Origin of the sequence: Tenacibaculum haliotis, assembly GCF_025215075.1 — a bacterium.
Classification (GTDB): Bacteria; Bacteroidota; Bacteroidia; order Flavobacteriales; family Flavobacteriaceae; genus Polaribacter; species Polaribacter haliotis_B.
This window is the reverse complement of the sequence record NZ_JAOBTH010000022.1, coordinates 1-16,445: the sequence shown is the minus strand read 5'-3', so window position 1 is coordinate 16,445 and position 16,445 is coordinate 1. Positions and strand designations below refer to the sequence as shown.

Annotated in this window: 25 protein-coding genes; 2 read left to right on the top strand and 23 right to left on the bottom strand. The window is 32.1% G+C overall.

All coding sequences use genetic code 11. From position 1 onward, the window contains the following. Positions 1 to 27: 27 nt before the first annotated feature. A complete protein-coding gene (locus N2251_RS03010; protein WP_260585237.1) occupies positions 28 to 1,401 on the bottom strand; it encodes a TlpA family protein disulfide reductase in 1,374 nt (457 codons plus the stop codon). 126 nt (positions 1,402 to 1,527) lie between these two features. On the opposite strand from N2251_RS03010, the gene N2251_RS03005 reads away from it, so the two are divergent. Continuing rightward, positions 1,528 to 2,322: an SDR family oxidoreductase gene (locus N2251_RS03005; protein ID WP_260585236.1), complete on the top strand. Its 795-nt coding sequence runs from the start codon at positions 1,528 to 1,530 to the stop codon at positions 2,320 to 2,322. A gap of 62 nt (positions 2,323 to 2,384) precedes the next feature. Here N2251_RS03005 and N2251_RS03000 read toward each other — a convergent pair whose 3' ends face one another. Further along, on the bottom strand, positions 2,385 to 2,744 hold the full coding sequence (locus N2251_RS03000) for a hypothetical protein (RefSeq protein WP_260585235.1): 360 nt from the start codon (positions 2,742 to 2,744) through the stop codon (positions 2,385 to 2,387). A 263-nt stretch (positions 2,745 to 3,007) separates the two neighbouring features. On the opposite strand from N2251_RS03000, the gene N2251_RS02995 reads away from it, so the two are divergent. Next, positions 3,008 to 3,529 (top strand): CvpA family protein, encoded by a 522-nt coding sequence (locus N2251_RS02995; protein WP_260585234.1) that lies wholly within the window; start codon positions 3,008 to 3,010, stop codon positions 3,527 to 3,529. A gap of 275 nt (positions 3,530 to 3,804) precedes the next feature. Here N2251_RS02995 and N2251_RS02990 read toward each other — a convergent pair whose 3' ends face one another. From N2251_RS02990 to N2251_RS02890, 21 genes are all read right to left on the bottom strand, one after another. Beyond that, positions 3,805 to 4,839 (bottom strand): DNA cytosine methyltransferase, encoded by a 1,035-nt coding sequence (locus N2251_RS02990; protein WP_260585233.1) that lies wholly within the window; start codon positions 4,837 to 4,839, stop codon positions 3,805 to 3,807. 66 nt (positions 4,840 to 4,905) lie between these two features. Next, positions 4,906 to 5,751 (bottom strand): DNA adenine methylase, encoded by an 846-nt coding sequence (locus N2251_RS02985; RefSeq protein WP_260585232.1) that lies wholly within the window; start codon positions 5,749 to 5,751, stop codon positions 4,906 to 4,908. A gap of 175 nt (positions 5,752 to 5,926) precedes the next feature. Further along, on the bottom strand, positions 5,927 to 6,442 hold the full coding sequence (locus tag N2251_RS02980) for a DUF7103 family protein (RefSeq protein WP_260585231.1): 516 nt from the start codon (positions 6,440 to 6,442) through the stop codon (positions 5,927 to 5,929). Beyond that, positions 6,429 to 6,812, bottom strand: coding sequence for a hypothetical protein (locus N2251_RS02975; protein WP_260585230.1), 384 nt, complete (start codon positions 6,810 to 6,812; stop codon positions 6,429 to 6,431). The genes N2251_RS02980 and N2251_RS02975 overlap by 14 nt, the downstream gene beginning before the upstream one ends. 2 nt (positions 6,813 to 6,814) lie before the next feature. Further along, entirely contained in the window at positions 6,815 to 8,071 is a 1,257-nt protein-coding gene (locus tag N2251_RS02970) for a hypothetical protein (RefSeq protein WP_260585229.1), read from the bottom strand. 13 nt (positions 8,072 to 8,084) lie between these two features. Beyond that, entirely contained in the window at positions 8,085 to 8,834 is a 750-nt protein-coding gene (locus N2251_RS02965) for a hypothetical protein (protein WP_260585228.1), read from the bottom strand. Beyond that, a complete protein-coding gene (locus N2251_RS02960; protein ID WP_260585227.1) occupies positions 8,834 to 9,298 on the bottom strand; it encodes a hypothetical protein in 465 nt (154 codons plus the stop codon). Before N2251_RS02960 ends, N2251_RS02965 begins: the two co-directional genes overlap by 1 nt. Continuing rightward, complete coding sequence (locus N2251_RS02955; protein WP_260585226.1) at positions 9,288 to 10,124, bottom strand: nucleotidyltransferase; 837 nt, start codon at positions 10,122 to 10,124, stop codon at positions 9,288 to 9,290. Before N2251_RS02955 ends, N2251_RS02960 begins: the two co-directional genes overlap by 11 nt. Beyond that, positions 10,125 to 10,424 (bottom strand): hypothetical protein, encoded by a 300-nt coding sequence (locus N2251_RS02950; protein ID WP_260585225.1) that lies wholly within the window; start codon positions 10,422 to 10,424, stop codon positions 10,125 to 10,127. It abuts the gene before it with no gap. After that, complete coding sequence (locus N2251_RS02945; protein WP_260585224.1) at positions 10,402 to 10,839, bottom strand: hypothetical protein; 438 nt, start codon at positions 10,837 to 10,839, stop codon at positions 10,402 to 10,404. Before N2251_RS02945 ends, N2251_RS02950 begins: the two co-directional genes overlap by 23 nt. Beyond that, positions 10,839 to 11,123, bottom strand: a complete 285-nt coding sequence (locus N2251_RS02940) for a hypothetical protein (RefSeq protein WP_260585223.1) — start codon at positions 11,121 to 11,123, stop codon at positions 10,839 to 10,841. Before N2251_RS02940 ends, N2251_RS02945 begins: the two co-directional genes overlap by 1 nt. A gap of 2 nt (positions 11,124 to 11,125) precedes the next feature. Next, on the bottom strand, positions 11,126 to 11,338 hold the full coding sequence (locus tag N2251_RS02935) for a hypothetical protein (RefSeq protein WP_260585222.1): 213 nt from the start codon (positions 11,336 to 11,338) through the stop codon (positions 11,126 to 11,128). Next, positions 11,338 to 11,802, bottom strand: coding sequence for a hypothetical protein (locus N2251_RS02930; protein ID WP_260585221.1), 465 nt, complete (start codon positions 11,800 to 11,802; stop codon positions 11,338 to 11,340). Before N2251_RS02930 ends, N2251_RS02935 begins: the two co-directional genes overlap by 1 nt. Next, the gene (locus tag N2251_RS02925) at positions 11,772 to 12,314 is read right to left on the bottom strand and encodes a hypothetical protein (protein WP_260585220.1); all 543 of its coding nucleotides are present in this window, start codon (positions 12,312 to 12,314) and stop codon (positions 11,772 to 11,774) included. Before N2251_RS02925 ends, N2251_RS02930 begins: the two co-directional genes overlap by 31 nt. A 1-nt stretch (position 12,315) precedes the next feature. Next, entirely contained in the window at positions 12,316 to 13,317 is a 1,002-nt protein-coding gene (locus N2251_RS02920) for a hypothetical protein (protein WP_260585219.1), read from the bottom strand. Beyond that, complete coding sequence (locus tag N2251_RS02915) at positions 13,318 to 13,917, bottom strand: DUF6046 domain-containing protein (protein WP_260585218.1); 600 nt, start codon at positions 13,915 to 13,917, stop codon at positions 13,318 to 13,320. Continuing rightward, a complete protein-coding gene (locus N2251_RS02910; protein ID WP_260585217.1) occupies positions 13,917 to 14,060 on the bottom strand; it encodes a hypothetical protein in 144 nt (47 codons plus the stop codon). The genes N2251_RS02915 and N2251_RS02910 overlap by 1 nt, the downstream gene beginning before the upstream one ends. 38 nt (positions 14,061 to 14,098) lie before the next feature. After that, positions 14,099 to 14,422 (bottom strand): hypothetical protein, encoded by a 324-nt coding sequence (locus N2251_RS02905; RefSeq protein ID WP_260585216.1) that lies wholly within the window; start codon positions 14,420 to 14,422, stop codon positions 14,099 to 14,101. A 27-nt stretch (positions 14,423 to 14,449) separates the two neighbouring features. Continuing rightward, positions 14,450 to 14,866: a hypothetical protein gene (locus tag N2251_RS02900; protein ID WP_260585215.1), complete on the bottom strand. Its 417-nt coding sequence runs from the start codon at positions 14,864 to 14,866 to the stop codon at positions 14,450 to 14,452. After that, a complete protein-coding gene (locus tag N2251_RS02895) occupies positions 14,866 to 16,107 on the bottom strand; it encodes a DUF2586 family protein (RefSeq protein ID WP_260585214.1) in 1,242 nt (413 codons plus the stop codon). The genes N2251_RS02900 and N2251_RS02895 overlap by 1 nt, the downstream gene beginning before the upstream one ends. A gap of 8 nt (positions 16,108 to 16,115) precedes the next feature. Continuing rightward, the coding region (locus N2251_RS02890) for a cell envelope integrity TolA family protein (RefSeq protein ID WP_260585213.1) at positions 16,116 to 16,445 on the bottom strand (330 nt) is incomplete at its 5' end.

The window sequence follows — 16,445 nt, the reverse complement described above, 5'->3', positions numbered from 1 at the left end:
TTTTGTTTTTACTTATTTAAGTATTCTTTAATTTTTCTCAAAGTATTTTTGAACATCTTCCATGTGATCTGGCATAGCGATAATTTTCTTATTACTATCTAATACAAAATAAGAAGGAGTTGCTAATAATTGGTATGCTTTTACAGTTTCATTATCCCATTTCCATGTTGGATGAGTTCCTATAGCATTATGCCAATTAGGTAACGTTTTAACAAAATCAGTCCATGCAATACTGTCTTTTTCAATACCAAAAGAAACGATAGAAATGTCGTTACGTTCTTTCATAGATTCATGTAAAACAGGTATTTCTTTAACACAATGAGGACAACCAGTACTCCAAAATATTAATAAATACTTTTCACCATCATTTAAGGTAGATAACTTTATTTCTTCTCCGTTTTCATCCCAAGAAAAATCTGGCGCAATTCTACCAATAGTAGCTCTTAAGAGTTCTAGTTTTTCTTTCTTAAAATCTGCGTCAAATTGATCGGCAGGTAATTCATCATAATATTCATCTAACACCCAGTCTACAGCTTCACCATTACGTTTATCAGCTAAAGAAGTTATTAAAAACTCTATAGTAGCTTTTTTTAATTTACCACGAGGGATTTTTTTCATTACAGTAACAATAGCTTTTCGAAGAAGTTTTTGTTGTAATTGCTTGTCTTCAGAAGAATTTAAATAGAAAACATAATCGGTAATACGATCCATTAAAAAAGATGAATTGTATAAAGGATCACTATTAAAATCAATATATTTAAAAAAGTTATCGATTGTAGATGTCCTGTAGTCTTCCATATTGTCAATAGGACTAGATGGATTGTATCGTTGTGTTGCTTTGATAAAATGGTTTACAAGCATACCTTCCGATTTATTTTCGTACATATCCTGCACATCCTCAAGCTCTTTTAATCCTTTTTTATATGCTTTTTTGGCTTCTTTGTCGCCATCTGTAACATAAGTACCTTGATTTCCGTCAATTTTATTTTGAACTGAAGCATAAGCTTCTAAATACTCATTATACAATTTGTTTTCTCTAGAAGCAGTAAAAACAACTGATTGGTCTGGATATTTAGGGTTGAAAATAAATTCTACATTTTCTTTGTTAAAGTAAAAATCTACAAATCCGGCACCTTTGTTTCTGTAAGTAGCTCTGTACGCACCAGGTTTAGCGTCTTCTGATAAATCAAGTTGAAACTTTCCTAATACTTGTTTTTCTCCACTAACAATTATAGTATCGAATTTTATTGTGGAATTTGCAATGAATTTTTGCTTAGCTCCTTCTATTTTATAGAGAATAACCCAATCGGTTTTCTCTGGAGGGGTCATGGTTCCTTTAACGGTATATTGAGCGTTAACTATTGAAGTGGCGAATATTAATAGAGCCAGTAATTTTTTCATCATTATAATTTAAAGGGTTGCTAATAAGGTTTTAAAACTAATCATTTGCTAACTTCTATCCAAGAAGTGTACCGTTTTTATTTTTTCTTGCTTATTTTAGTGAAGTCTTATAACGCAAATATAAATATGAGTCTTAAAAATAAAGTGTTTTGGATTACGGGAGCCTCGTCTGGTATTGGTAAATCATTGGCAATTGAATTATCAAATTATGATGTGAATTTAATTTTATCGTCTAGAAATAAAAACACCTTAGAAGAAGTTAGAAATGTGTGTAAAAATCCTTCAAAAGTAAAAATTGTTACACTTGATTTAGAAAAGTATGAAAACATGAAGCTTAAAGTTGAAGCTGCAATGTTGTGTTTTGGAACAATTGATGTTTTGGTTAATAACGGAGGTATTAGCCAACGTTCGTTAGTAAAAAACACGGATGTTTCTGTAGATAAACGTTTAATGGACGTGAATTATTTAGGTACCGTGGGGTTAACTAAAGCATTATTACCTTATTTTATTAAAAATAAAGCAGGTCATTTTGTGATAACTACCAGTATTGTTGGTAAAATTGGTACTCCACTGCGATCGAGTTATGCGGCAACGAAACATGCGCTACATGGTTTTTTTGATAGTTTGCGCGCCGAACATTATAGTGATAATATTTCAGTAACCTTGGTTTGTCCTGGTTTTGTAACGACAAATGTTTCTAAAAACGCTTTAACGGGTGATGGTTCTCCACAAAATAAAATGGATAGCGCAACCAAAAACGGAATTAACCCAGATCGGTTTGCCAAACTGATGCTAAAAGCTATTAAAAAGAAACGAGAAGAAGTATATATCGGCGGAGCCAAAGAAAGGTTAGCGGTGTATGTAAAACGTTTTTTTCCTAAAATTTTATCAAAAATGATTAGAAAACTAAGTGTTACTTAAATAAAATAAGAGCAATCTCTTTTTTATGAAATTGCTCTTGTTTTATGAGAAGTAACGACTAATTACTGTTTAAAAAAGTTAATCAATTCAAAATAATTGATTATTGCTTCTTTTATTAAAACAGATTGCTCGCCAGGTTTTAAGTTTGGCAATTCGGTTAAGGTTTTATAATGTGGCCAACCATCTTCATCAAAGAAATCGAACTCGTAATATCCGTAAGGTTCTAAAAGCTTGCAAATAGCAATATGCATTAAGTTTACTTTTTCATCCTTTTTAAATTTTCGTTGCCCTTGCCCTAATTCTTGTACGCCGATTAAATAAATAACAGCATCTACATTTAACTCGTCACCGTCGGCAAATTGATCTGATAAATTTTTTATCAGAAAAGCCCATTTTTCTTTTAAGTTAACTTCTTTCTCCATCTGAGTTTTTTGAGTATGCAAAGATACAAATGAGTTGTGTATATTTGGTGCACAATCTGCACACATAATTTTTGAGTGCATTTTATTAGAAAAAATGAATCCCCATTTTGATTCATAACTCAATATCAAAGCGTCATTCTGAATTTATTTTAGAATTACATCTTTTTAGTAAATAGTACGTTGTGATGAGAACTTGAAACGAGTTTAGGTTGGCGTAAGGGGAGTTGTTACAATTTTTAGACAAAAGACTTTAAAACATACTGATGAATACATTTGATATTATTATTGCGGCTTTACTTCTTTTTGGCTTTATACGAGGATTGATGAAAGGTTTGTTTGTTGAGGTTGCTTCTTTGGTTGCTTTAGTAGCTGGAGTTTATGGCGCAATACACTTTTCTTATTTTATTGCCGATTGGTTAAAAGATAGTGTTACTTGGGATGAAAAGTATATTTCATTAGCGGCATTTGCAGCAACATTTATTGTTATTATAATTACAATATCCTTATTAGGTAAAGCATTAACTAAAATTGCTGATTTTGCCTCACTAGGAATTATTAATAAAATATTAGGTGGTGTTTTTGGCGCTTTAAAAATAGGCTTAATTTTAAGTGTTGTTTTTATTTTCTTCGGAAAAATGAATGATACGATTCCGTTTGTAAACAAAGAAAATTTAGAAGAGTCTATTTTATACGTTCCTGTTAAAAAGATAGCGCCAACAATTTTTCCATCAATAATTAAAGATGATGGTGAAATAACGGTACCAGATATTGAAACAATTAGTTAACAGCATCTTTTATATGATTAACTAATTTGTTTGTGCTTTAGTGGGGAGTGAGGTTAAAATGAATTTAATAAAAGGTATTAAGAATAAATGAATTATTAGTTTTATGGTTTTACCTAAATAATTGAAGTTTAAAGAAAATTACATTGAACGTATTTTTATAAGTATAATCGGCAAAACAAAAAGTACATAAAAATAAAATGAAAAGTACATTTTTTGAGCGATTACACATATACTTCAAAGATACAATTAAAGGGCGTTTAACAGCCCTTTAATTATTATTTAAACCATTGTAGTCGGATTTGTTCTGCTATTCGTGCTATCATCAAAGGAGGCACGCTCATACCGCACACATATCGAACGTTAGTTTCGCAAAAATCATAATCAACAGGAAAAGTACTCATTCGCCTGTATTCGATATCATTTAAGTTTCGTTTTTCATTATAATATATCGTTGTTCCGCTACTTGTTAATGTAGGCGCTACAACATCATCATACAGAATAGCTGTACTAAAAAAAGCATTATAGGTTTTCTTATTTCTGTATTTAGCATCTGCAAACTTTAAGTTCTGATCACCTTTTTCAACAAACGGTAAACGAACCTGAATGGAAGGCCACAAAGACTTATGAGTTGTACTATTTTTATCAACCAGATCAGAAAAATATATGGGTTTGTCATTAAATTCTAGTTTTAAGTTTGTTAATTTTAAATCATTTCGTCTAGCTATAAAAAATACACGTTCACGAGCTTGAGGAACTCCCATTGTAGCACTATTTAACTGAAAAATCTGAACGGTATATCCTGCTTTTTCTAATCGTTCATAAATGCCAATTGTATAACCTTTAGCTTTACCAGCTACAATACCACAAACGTTTTCAAGTATTGCTACTTTCGGACGTAGTTTTTCAATCGTATCACAATAAACATAAACAAGATCATCCAGCGTTTGTAATTTTTGACCTTCCTTAAATTTCTTTTCAACACCCCAACCTTTTTCACGTTTGCCACTCATTGAAAAAGTTGAACACGGAGGAGAACCATCCAATATATCTAAATTATATAATTCTTTTGGCAAATCAGTACGCGTGTTAAATTGGCGTATATCTTCTAAATAAAAGTGTTTTGGGTTATGATTAGCCACATACATCTTTTGCATTCGTTTATCGATTTCTACACCGCCTAAATGATTATAACCCGCTAATTTATACCCCATGGTAGAACCGCCACCACACACAAACGTTCCGAACACATTTAATCCATTAGATTTAGGATAAGTGGTGTTCTTTTTCCAATCTAATTTTAATTTTTTCATAATCGTTTTTAATCGTATTAATATCTAATTCTTTGTTTGTAAATGATTTCTGTTTTCGGCGCATTCTCATAATTCGGTAGTATTAGTTGTGTAACGCTTATGCAACATAATATCAGTATAACCAGTATTGTGTGTGGTGCTGTTGTAATGATACACCACTTTAGCTTGGTTAAATGGATTTTTACCACCTGTATTAGTTTCTATCCACTCACATAGCTCTACTACACTTGATTTGTTTGATGTGAAATAAAAGTAATTAGTATCTTTTAATACTTTCAATACATCTAAATAATCGGCTAATTTCCAGTAATTTTTATACGTTGAACAGTCAGTTGATAGATATGGTGGATCAACCAAAAACACCACATTCTTTACATCTTTATATTGGTTGAACAACTGCTTATAATCACTTCTTACAAACACCACATCCTTTAAATAACCTGTAGCATCATAATTGGTTTTACGAATCTTATTATAAAACTTTTGCTTTTTTAACTCATCCAACGAACTCACATAATTCATACTGAAAAGTATGTTTGATGACAATGATATATAATCAACAAAACCATTTTTATCAGCTTTGGCAACTACTTGTAATATTTTTAATTTTACAGCTTCAGGGATTGCTTGTTTATTAGGTAATCCTTTAACTACAACTCTTAACTCATCAAGTAATTTATTGGTTGTTGAAATGGCGTTTAAACGCTTTTTAAAATTGTCATAATCATTATAAATAACAGTTGCATTCGGATTTTCTTTTTTAACGGTGTGACTTAGCAAACCACTTCCTCCAAACAAATCGACATAAATAGCATCTGTAGGATAGGTTGTTAACACCTCTTTAAATTGTTTGATAAAGTTCCGTTTTTGACCTTGAAACGGCAAAGGCGCAGTAGCATAATTTTTACTCATTTATTATTTTTAATTTAATTACTATTCTTACTTTTGTGGCTCTCACAGTATTATTTTAAACAAGCAAAGCCCAATTAGAAGACTTATGTCCTCCAACTGGGCTTTGATGCTAAATTTAAAATACTGTGAGAAGTTTTTATTTTGTTGGGGGACTTTTTAAACCCCAATGTCTTTCTTAATCTATTTTATGTAATGCTTCGCCGATAAAATGAATACAAATAGGCACAAGCCCTATCCATTCGGCAATTAGTAAACTGTACCAGTTAAACAGAAACGTTCCTAACATTGCTAATACTACTATTGCTCCTGCAATTATCTTGTAGATTCTTTGCTTTTCTGATGAATAAAATATCATCACGAAAACCGAACCTAAAAAGAAAATAATAGCAAACGTATAATGCAGAAAAGAATAGTCTAAATGTGGTGTTAATGCTACTCCTGTCAACGACAATCCTAAAATAACATTATACCATTTACTATCTGTAATACCGTTATTTATAAAAAGCGTACTTGCAATAGTTAATAGCATTATAAATACTGCAATACTATCACTATAAACATAATTACTGATGCTTGAGCGCACTTCTCCACTTACTAAAATTAGTATTAGTGGCATAAATAATAGTAGCATTGCTTTTACGGTGTACAACTTTGTAATTCTTCTTTTTAAGGTCATTCTAAAAGGTTTCATATTTTTCCCATTCTTTAGTGCCATAACGACCTAACATTTCTTGGTTAAGTGTGTCGTATAACAAAGCATCTAGCTGTAACTCATCGAACTTCGTTGCAAAATTTTCAGACGTTAAAATATCTTTACCTAACGCTGTAAATAATCCATTTACTTGAGCAAAAGAAAAGTTTGCAGCTACCTGTGGGTAGGTCTCTATAAGATTTTCTACATCATTGTTGTTTTCATCTTTTACGATATCGAATAATTTTTCTTGATAAATCGCTGTAAAACACGTACTACATTGGTTAAACTTCACAATTTCTCTTGACACGTAATACATATTACCGTCTTTTCCTTGACGCACTTTGTTTATTGTTTTTATTTTTTTCATTGTTATTTTTTTAATTTAAAATCTAAAATTTTTGTCTTAAAACTCCATGATGCATTCAAACCATTTGAGTTGGTATCATCCATAAATTTAACCTTGCTTTTTATGTACAGTTTTGTTTCCGTTTGGGAATCATATTTTTTGTAAGTGGTGTTTGCTAGATTCTTCAAAAAACTATTCACAGAAACATTATCAGTGATATTTCCTAAATAATTCATAGTTTTTGAAGAAAAACCAATTTTATCTGTTGGATTACTGCTAACAAGTTGACTCTCTCTAAACACAGTATTATTAAACGTGTGTAAATAACCCAAACTTTGAATAATGTTTGGAATTTCTGATTGGTTCATTCTTTGCTTAAATAAAACCATGTCTGAATTATTTGGCATCCAATTAATAGAGCAATCAATTAATCTAATACCTATTTCGAACTCTAAAAATTCGGGTGACGCATGTCCTGATGCTATATTATTATTTTGCCATATTACTTCTATTGTATTTACAATCTCCAAAAAAACTCTAGATACTTTATATAATAATCCGTCAGGCAAATCACGTACATATTCTTTATCAGTAGTTATTGATGCTGAATTGATAGTATTTGTAATCGTAGATGTAATTTTTGAAACTAATTGTATGTATTTTTCTGATTTAAACTGCACCTCATTCTCAGCAGGGTTAAAATCAAAATTCTCATCAAACTGAATTTCTTTAGTTTTAAATTTTTCAGCTCCATTACTATCCAAAACTGATAACGGAAATCCTTTAATAAAATCAGGCTTCGTGTTATCGGTTTGATTAAAATCGGCTTGTTGCTGGGTATCTTTTAAATTACTCAAATCAACAGTAAAAGTGCTATTATCATCACGCGTAAAGGTTGCTAACCCATTTGCATCAACCACACCTGATGTTAAACGCGCTAAATTACTATCATCTAAATAAGGCGTTAAATCTATTTGAGAAACGCTTACCCCATTTCTTAATAAATCTACCTTGTTACTCCCTGATATTGGCGACAAGGAATATGTTTCATTCCAAGTTGCTTTTTCTTCAGCTGTTACGTGCTTATTTGTATCTGCTAAATGCACATCAAACGGAATTTTATCTGCTTTTGCGATTAACAAATTATCTAACCCATCAACATCTGATGTTGCTACTTTTTCATCCTTCCAACGAATAGCATCAAAGAAGCTATAAAATTGTACTTGGGTTGGTTTTAATTTGGTTTTAAACCATTGCTTAACGGTGTCTTTTAATGCCATGTTATCCTATAAGTTATATTGAGATCAATGAAAAATGAAACTCTAAGTTTTTTCGCCCTCCTGAAATCTCCCTAAACGAGATTGAAAAAGAAGTTGCTGTTTTATTATAGTAAACCCATGCGATATCATTTTCGGCAAAAGGATATCCTGATTTAGAAATCATATTTCCTACAATTAAATAATTGGTAGTATTTATTGAAGGAAAGGTTATAGTTGTATTCCAATCTTCTTCAGGAATATTACCAATTGTATGTTTTTTTGTGTAAAGTGTTTTTACAAAATTTTGAGGTAATGTTTTTGGAGAAATATATTTATTTGCAACAGTAGCTCCAGTAACCTCTGATTCTGTAGCTGGCGAAACAACTTTACCTTCCAAAAACACAACTCTGTTTAATAAAGTAATTAAATTATCTACAGGTTTAAAATCTGTCCAAGGAATTGAATTTCCTGAAACACCAAAAGTTACGTAACGTGTTTTATAAATATCTTTTACTGTTCCATCTTCAAACTCAACCGATTCATTATCTTCAATAATTACCACTGTGGTTTGTTTGATTCCTCCACGGAACTCTAAAATCTCACCATTTACATATACATAGCCATTGGTTACTTCACTGCCTTGAGTTTCGCACCCGCTGATAATTGTTTTATCGCCAGCTAACGCCCCAAAAGCATTGAATATGCTATAAGCCGATTGCATAAAATTAAGCGTATTGGTTTCTAAAGGAAACCCACCATTTTGTTGAAAATCTGTTTGGTTCATTATCTTCCTATTATTTTATATCGTTTAACTCCTTTTTTAAAAATGTGTATCCATTTATCTAGCTCTACCTTTCGTGATAGCACAATAGTATTGGGTACATATACTATAAAATCTACACCAGTATCCGCATAATCAGTTCTATCTCTCAAAAACATTTTACCTAAAAACACTGGCTTTTGTTCTGATTGTGTATAAATGTATTGTCGATCAAATTGGTTTCCATCTCCTATTTCTATGCGCCTTAAATCGGCATCAAAAACATCGTTTAACGCTTTACGCAAATAACATACTTGTCCGTTGTGGTTAATTATAAATTCATCAGCCGTTTTGCGTTGTAAAAACTCATAATGCAAATTCACAATTGGAGCCACCAAGCTTTTTGTAAATGCTATCATTTTTGGTTTACGTAACCTAGTAATTAATAATAATACTGCCCATTTATAAAAATCGATACTATACCACATAGTTAATATTATCAAAGGTTTCAATCTCAAAATAACCACTTAAAGGTATCTTGCTAACTTCTATTACTTGTGGTGTTCCGTGGTTTCCGCCAACAGCATCCAACGAACTACTTTTTATTTCTACCAAATGCGCCACCTTTACACCTTCAACAACCTGTAGTTTATCTACCATGCTTTGCAAAAGCATTTCTCCGTTAAACGGCAATTCTTTCATAAATTCCTGCAAAGCCTCTTCAACAGGTTTGTTTCCGTTTAGTTTTGACATTCCGTTGACTTCTAACACTAACGGGTCTATATATATGCGGATGTTTAAAAACAGTTTATCTGCCAAATGGTTAATGATGGTAATTCTATCACCTGCAAAACCTATTTCTTTAAAATATTGCTTTACTGATGTTTCTGCTTCAGGTGTTAGTATTGCTAATTTTCCGCTTTCTTCAGTAGCTACTTTTATTACTATTGTTCCTGGTTTATCTCCTTCATTAACAGCTGCATATTTTATTATTTTAGAATCTTCTATTGCCTGTTCGTCTGCATTGTTATTATCAAACGTATCGGTATCTGTTATTAAATCGAATCCGTATTGAAAAGCCAATGCCATACTTCTGTACCACGGCAATGTACCTGATTTTTGATTTGCCAAACGCTCATCTATATAGGTTCTATGGCTGCTGAAATACTGTTTTAAATCGCCCACACAAACCGCCACTATATACAACAAATGCAACCAAATAGATACTTTGCTTGTGCTGGTAAGTCCTGCCAATGCGGTTTCGTTTTCCTTAACCGCAATCATTTCGTTTTTTATTTGTTGTACTGTACTCATTTAGCTTACTTTAAAATCGATTCCTATTGCCCAACAGCCTATTCCTTCGCAGCCTGTTATGGTGTCTTTGTGTTCTTGTGTTAACCCAGTTGCCGGGAGTATTTCTTCTTCTTTATAATGATTTACTATATCCTTGTTAAGAATTACTCCAGGAGGAATTGTAATTTTATCTCCAGCATTAATTGTTTCACTTGGCGCTTTATTATTTGCGTTAGCAATTTTAAAAGCATTTTCTACGCTACCTGTTATCAATACAGCTACATCTAAAAAAGACTGTCTATTTAGTACTGTTATTTGCATCTTTAAGTTGTTGTTTTAACAATCTGTTTTCATTGTCTTTTTCTCTCAACTCTCTCTTTAAACTAGAAATAAACTTATTTTTCAACTTTATTTCATCTTCTAATAATTTGTTTTTTCGTTGATAAGCTCCTTCCAACTGCGTCATTTCTTGAGTCATCATTTGAAACTTACGTTCCCACAATTCAGATGTTTCTTGATACTTTTTCTCATATCTATTAGGCAAATCATCTAGAGCTTTTTTATACATGTCAATAACTTTTGAACCGTTATCAATCTCTTTACTTTCTACATCTGCTTCAACTCCTTTTGTGATTGCTGTATTTTTTCTGCGTTCTATTATAGCCATTACAACACCTCCAGTACCTAAAGTGTAACCTAATATTTGTGATAAATTTTCTTGTATAAATTGTAACATTAAACTTCAATTTTTAAGGCTTCAAAGCCATTACTTAAATCAATTATAGGGTTATCATAACCGATGTACTCTAGTTGTATTTTTAAATCACGTTTAAACTCTATTTCAGAAACATTACTTTTTATGTAGTTAATAGCTCCAAAACCAACTAAAGGAAATTCTTTAAATTCTCCTTTATTAGAAAACAAAAGGAGTTCAACATTTTGCTGATCTGTTTCGCCTAAAACAAAGTCACCATTTTCAATAGCTAAGTCACCGTTTTCATCTAAAAGAAAATCTACCATAATTACTTAATTTTTCCTGCTCCTGTAACTGCACCTCCCGAAACACTTGTTCCGGTAACTTCCGTAACTCTATCAATAATAAAATCGTTAATTGCTTGTGCTTCCTTATCTGCCATTTCTCTACGAGCTGCTGCAGGATCTACATTAGAGTCATTTGAATATTCCTCACGAATCTGAAATAGTTTATCCGCTAATTGTTGTTTAGTTAATGGCATTATTTTAACACTTTATTAAATCGTTCTTTAATTGCATTCATAGCCGGAACATTAATTGTGTTTCCTTGTATAACTAAAATCTTATTCAGCTCGTCAATCAGATCATTAACAATCGTTTTAAAACTTTCTCCTTTGTTTTTAACTGTTAGCCCTTGTTTATCTACATCAAATTCAAAAGCATCAATTTTAATAGCAACTTTATCAATTTCTGTATATTTTACAATTGCAGTTTCTTGTGGGTTCTTTTCAACTGCTGCAACTAACACTTCCGAACTTATTTTTGGATAAATAACAAAAGAACTTTCAAAACTACCAACCACAGCATTTAAACGAACATCTAACAACTTTGGTAAATGCTCTCTTTCTACCTCACAAGTATCTCCTGTAATTTTCACTACTTTACCAACACTAGTTGTTAAAGGTTTTTCACCTATTAAGGCAACAGCTTCAAGAAATTTCTCCATGGTATTTTACTTAAAACCCAAAATATTATTATGCCTTGAAAAATTTTACCTAAAACAATCCAAAGCTGCTGCCACCAACTCAATTCTTTTTCAATTAATTTTGGTGGTAATACTATTGTTTTAGTTTTATTGGATTGTTCTTGAATATGTTGTTCTTTCCATTTTACAAAAAGTCGCTGTGCTTCAGCTTTACAACTTACACTTAAAACATTGTTTTTTAAATGAACATTTGGAGGCTCTAAAAACTTACCAGACACTGCTTTTGGAAATACTTTTTTATAATCTGATTGCCTTGTTTTTTGTTGACCAACAATTACGGGTTCATTATTGACACATCTTATATATGCCTTATAATAAGAACTGTCTTTTTTTGTTATAAAAACAGTGTCTTTTATAATTTCTTTTATGATTTTATTAGTTTCAATAGTCGTTGTTTCTAGTGGTTTCGGAACCGTAGCACAGCTTAAAAGAAACACACTTAAAAAAACTATTAAATAGTATTTAAACTTCATTTTATTTGATTTTAAAGGACAACTTATTTGTTCGTTTATATCCGTCAGATTTATTAATACTCACTACAACACTTTCAATAAAAAGCACCATGTCTCGGTGTTTATCAGGATAATTAGGATCTGTTAATTTGGCACTATCTCCTGCTTTGGTAAAAGGAATAGCCCAACTTTCTATACTTCCTCCGTATCCATCATACACATTACTATCGTGTGTTTTGTGAACCCATTCTTTTACCTCACTTTCAGATAAGTTTAAAGGCAAATGCAAGGTTCTGTGATCGCCACTTTTGTCGCCATATTCATAAGTTACCTTTTTTGAGGTTCCTGTTTCATGGCTTATACCTTTGTAAAATCTTTTACGTTGTTCTTTGGTTGCATACTTTAAACTATTTGATTTTCGGATATTTCTTCCAAAAACAAAATCATGTGATACTGATGGTTTAAAATCAACAGCAAGGCCAGCTACCAAAGTTTTATTCTTAAAATAACATCGAATACCGTATTGTTTCTTTAACTCCTGAATAACCTTATAAGGCGTTGCATTCTCAATCATAAACTTACCAAGAGATATGTTTAACGCTTCAATTTTATAATCTGGAGCAATGAATTGTAATAAGGCATCTAATTTTACTGAAGCGAAAGTTTTATTAATTTTTTCTTTCTTTTTCAGCTGATACATTTCGTCTTCACAAATCAATAATAAAGGAATATCAGCACCTATTTCATCTATGTAACCTTCAAATTCAGTAACAAGCTCATTATTGTAACCAGCTTCAATTGTTATTTTATCTCCAGACTTAATTAGCTCTAGTAAATTCTTCTGAACAAGTGATAAACTTTTCCCTTTTTCTTGAGCATTTTTAAACTCTCTAGGAAGTGTTATTTTTGCTGTATCAGAAAATTTGTCTATAGTACTCTCTATATAAATAGATTCTACTGCGGAAAACTGTATCGCATCATTAATCGTAATTCTTACATCGATATTGTAATACAAGTAATTCATTTACAAAGGTTTTAAAAGTGTATAATTAACACCCTTAACACTTCTAGCCGATAAACTAAACTGTATTGTATCCCCAAAACCCTCTACAGGAGTAATTGAAACAGCTGTTAAATAAACACTATCAATGTCTTTATCATAAAATTGCTCACCAATAACTTTAATAATGTTGTTATGTTCGAAAAAACGAGATAATTGGCTGATTTTATCTTTTGGGTATTGCCGATTTTCTACATCGATTATAATACCACGAATATCAATAGCCCAAGGTTTTGTTCCCCAACGTTCAACTACTAAATTATCACTCCCTGAAACCTCTGTTTCAATTAAGTTTTTATCTCTAGAGAAACTAACCATTAACGGAGGTGCATAAATAGTATCATTATCTCCAGTAAGCATCTTTCCAAAACCTAACTCCTGACCATCATATTTAAAAGTAATTGTTTCAGTTTCTGCTTCATAAACATCATCAACATCAACATTATACTTGTTATCTTCGGTGTAAAGTACTTTTGCGTTTAAAAACTTACTGATTGCAACTACACCAAAAGCCGCCGCATAACGTGCTGCTAAATTTACAATGATGGCTTTTCCGTTACTCATTACTTTTGTTTAATCGATAAAATTCCTACACTTGCTAACCAATTTATTTGCGCCCATTTTACAGCCCAAGTATCATCGTTTAAGGCTTCAGGAAAAGGAATATGCAAAAAATGACTAATTAGCGCATCTGCTTTCAAATACAAATCAGCACCTTCCTCTTCGTTAAGTCTAGAGCACCGCTCTAGACTTTCCCAAACTTTCCCTGGCGAATCGGAATTAAGTCAGTTAATAAACCTGCTGCTGCATAAAACAAAGCATCATCATTTAATACTTCTTCTTTTCCTGTTACCAAACAATTTTTAACTAAAATTTCTTGTCCCTTTTTGGGGTCTGTTTGCATAAATTTCATTGTTTGCCCCACAACACTCCTTTTAGGAATAATTGCTAAAACCTCCATCTCATCGATATTCATATCGTCTAATGGTAAAATCAATGATTTTAATTTATCTCCGTGCTCTTTTTTAAGCGTTTCTTTAACTTCTTTACTAACTTTTTTTAAAGCCATTTTAACTATTGTTTAAGTGTTATTTAATTAAGATGCTACGTTTAATTTTACCTCTAAGGCAAACAAATCATAGTCTTTCATTAAGCCCATATCTCCAGTTACATCACGTCCTTCTGATTGGAATTTTGCTAAAATTGTATCAACAACAATAATGTTGTATTCATTTACAAATTCAACTGTAACAAAAAAGGGTTTAATATCTAATATACTCCCACGAGACGCTACCTCGAAAGGCGTAATATCATGCATTGCTATTCCTATAGATGCGTTTGGTTTAATTTTACCTTTAGACCAAGAAGTCGGATTGGCACCTAATGAGTAATTTAATTGATTGTCCTGTTCGTTACCGTAAGAGATTTTACTAACCTCGATAGGAAAACCATTAATCTGAACTTTTACATCTGCCGAATCGTATGCTTTTCCGTTTCTTATAATTGATGACATTATACTTGTGTTTTTAAATTAATAGTTCCTTTAATTTCTCCAATAGATCCTTTAGGGATTGCTACAAATGAAACTTTCAACTCTTTAGACACAATCAGATCACTATCTTTATCTACAGATGTTTTACCATACGTAATTTCACCACGTTGTTCCATATCTTCAAAAACTTTGTCTCCAATGTTTTCTAAAGCAACAACTACTCCTGGAGGAATTTTACCTGTATCTTTATTTACCACCCAGTCTGTTTTAACTTTTGGCAAATAAGCAGTTCGTAATCCTCTTACAGCTTTATCCATAACACGACCATACGCAATAGTATGTTCGTTTACCTTATTATCAGCGTCTACAACAACAGGCGTACACACATGATCGTTATTTATACGAACACCTGCCATACCTGTATATTCTACTCCAAAAAGAAAACCTTTTTCTTCTAAAGTTTGTAAATCTTCAAAAACCTGATCGTTTGGTGTATGTGATGATAGTCCTGGTTCCATCCAAGCATCTTTTGTTGCATCCGTAATATTGAATTCTTCGTTATTACCTACATTTTGATGCACTTTAGCTTTTGCACAAATTCCTAACAACGTACCAACATCTGCAAATTTCTGACAATTACCCGTACGTGTTTTCGCATACTTATAATCTTGACCTATGAATACAGATACTTTTGTTGCTCTTACATTTTCAATTTCTCTTAAATTAGCTACTGATGAAGCTTCTCCTCCATAATTATAACCCTCTAAAAAAACCTGACAAGGCATATGATTATCAAAAGCCCATAAGGCTAATGCTTGTGCTTTAGGGATTGCATTATACACGTTTTCAGGAACTCCGTTTAACATCGTAATTACATCACCTTCAGGAACATTAATAGCAATTGAAAGTTGTTTTATTTTACCCTTAGCAACCGGTAACATACTTTTTGCTTTAGTTTCGCAAATAGCACTCATTGTTGTTATAGGATCAACAACCATAATATACAATTCAGTACCTTCTCCAGCACCTCTGTAAAACTCAACAGCATGCCTATGTACGTTTACTTTATTTGTAGTATCATATTCTTGGGTAATACCTAAAGCTTCAACATCTTTCATATTGAAAACTACCTTTACAACATCATGAGTAAGAGATGCAGGAGCCGGAGCTCCTACAATCATTCCACTTACCGAATCAGCACCTCCAAGGATATTAGCTCCTTGTTTACCTTTCCCTATACTTACACCGTTTAAATTTGACATAACCGTTGTTATTTAGATTTAGTGTTTCCTTTTTTCTCTGCATCTTTTTCAGCTTGAGCTTCAGCATCCTTTTGGGCTTGTTCCTCAGCATCTTTTTCAGCTTGAGCTTCAGCATCCTTTTGAGCTTGTTCCTCAGCATCTTTTTCAGCTTGAGCTTCAGCATCCTTTTGGGCTTGTTCCTCAGCATCTTTTTCAGCTTGAGCTTCAGCATCCTTTTGAGCTTGTTCCTCAGCATCTTTTTCAGCTTGAGCTTCAGCATCCTTTTGGGCTTGTTTTTGAGAAGAACCAATTGATTTCCTCTTAACAAATTCTAAATTTTCGCCTTTCTTTAAGCTGTT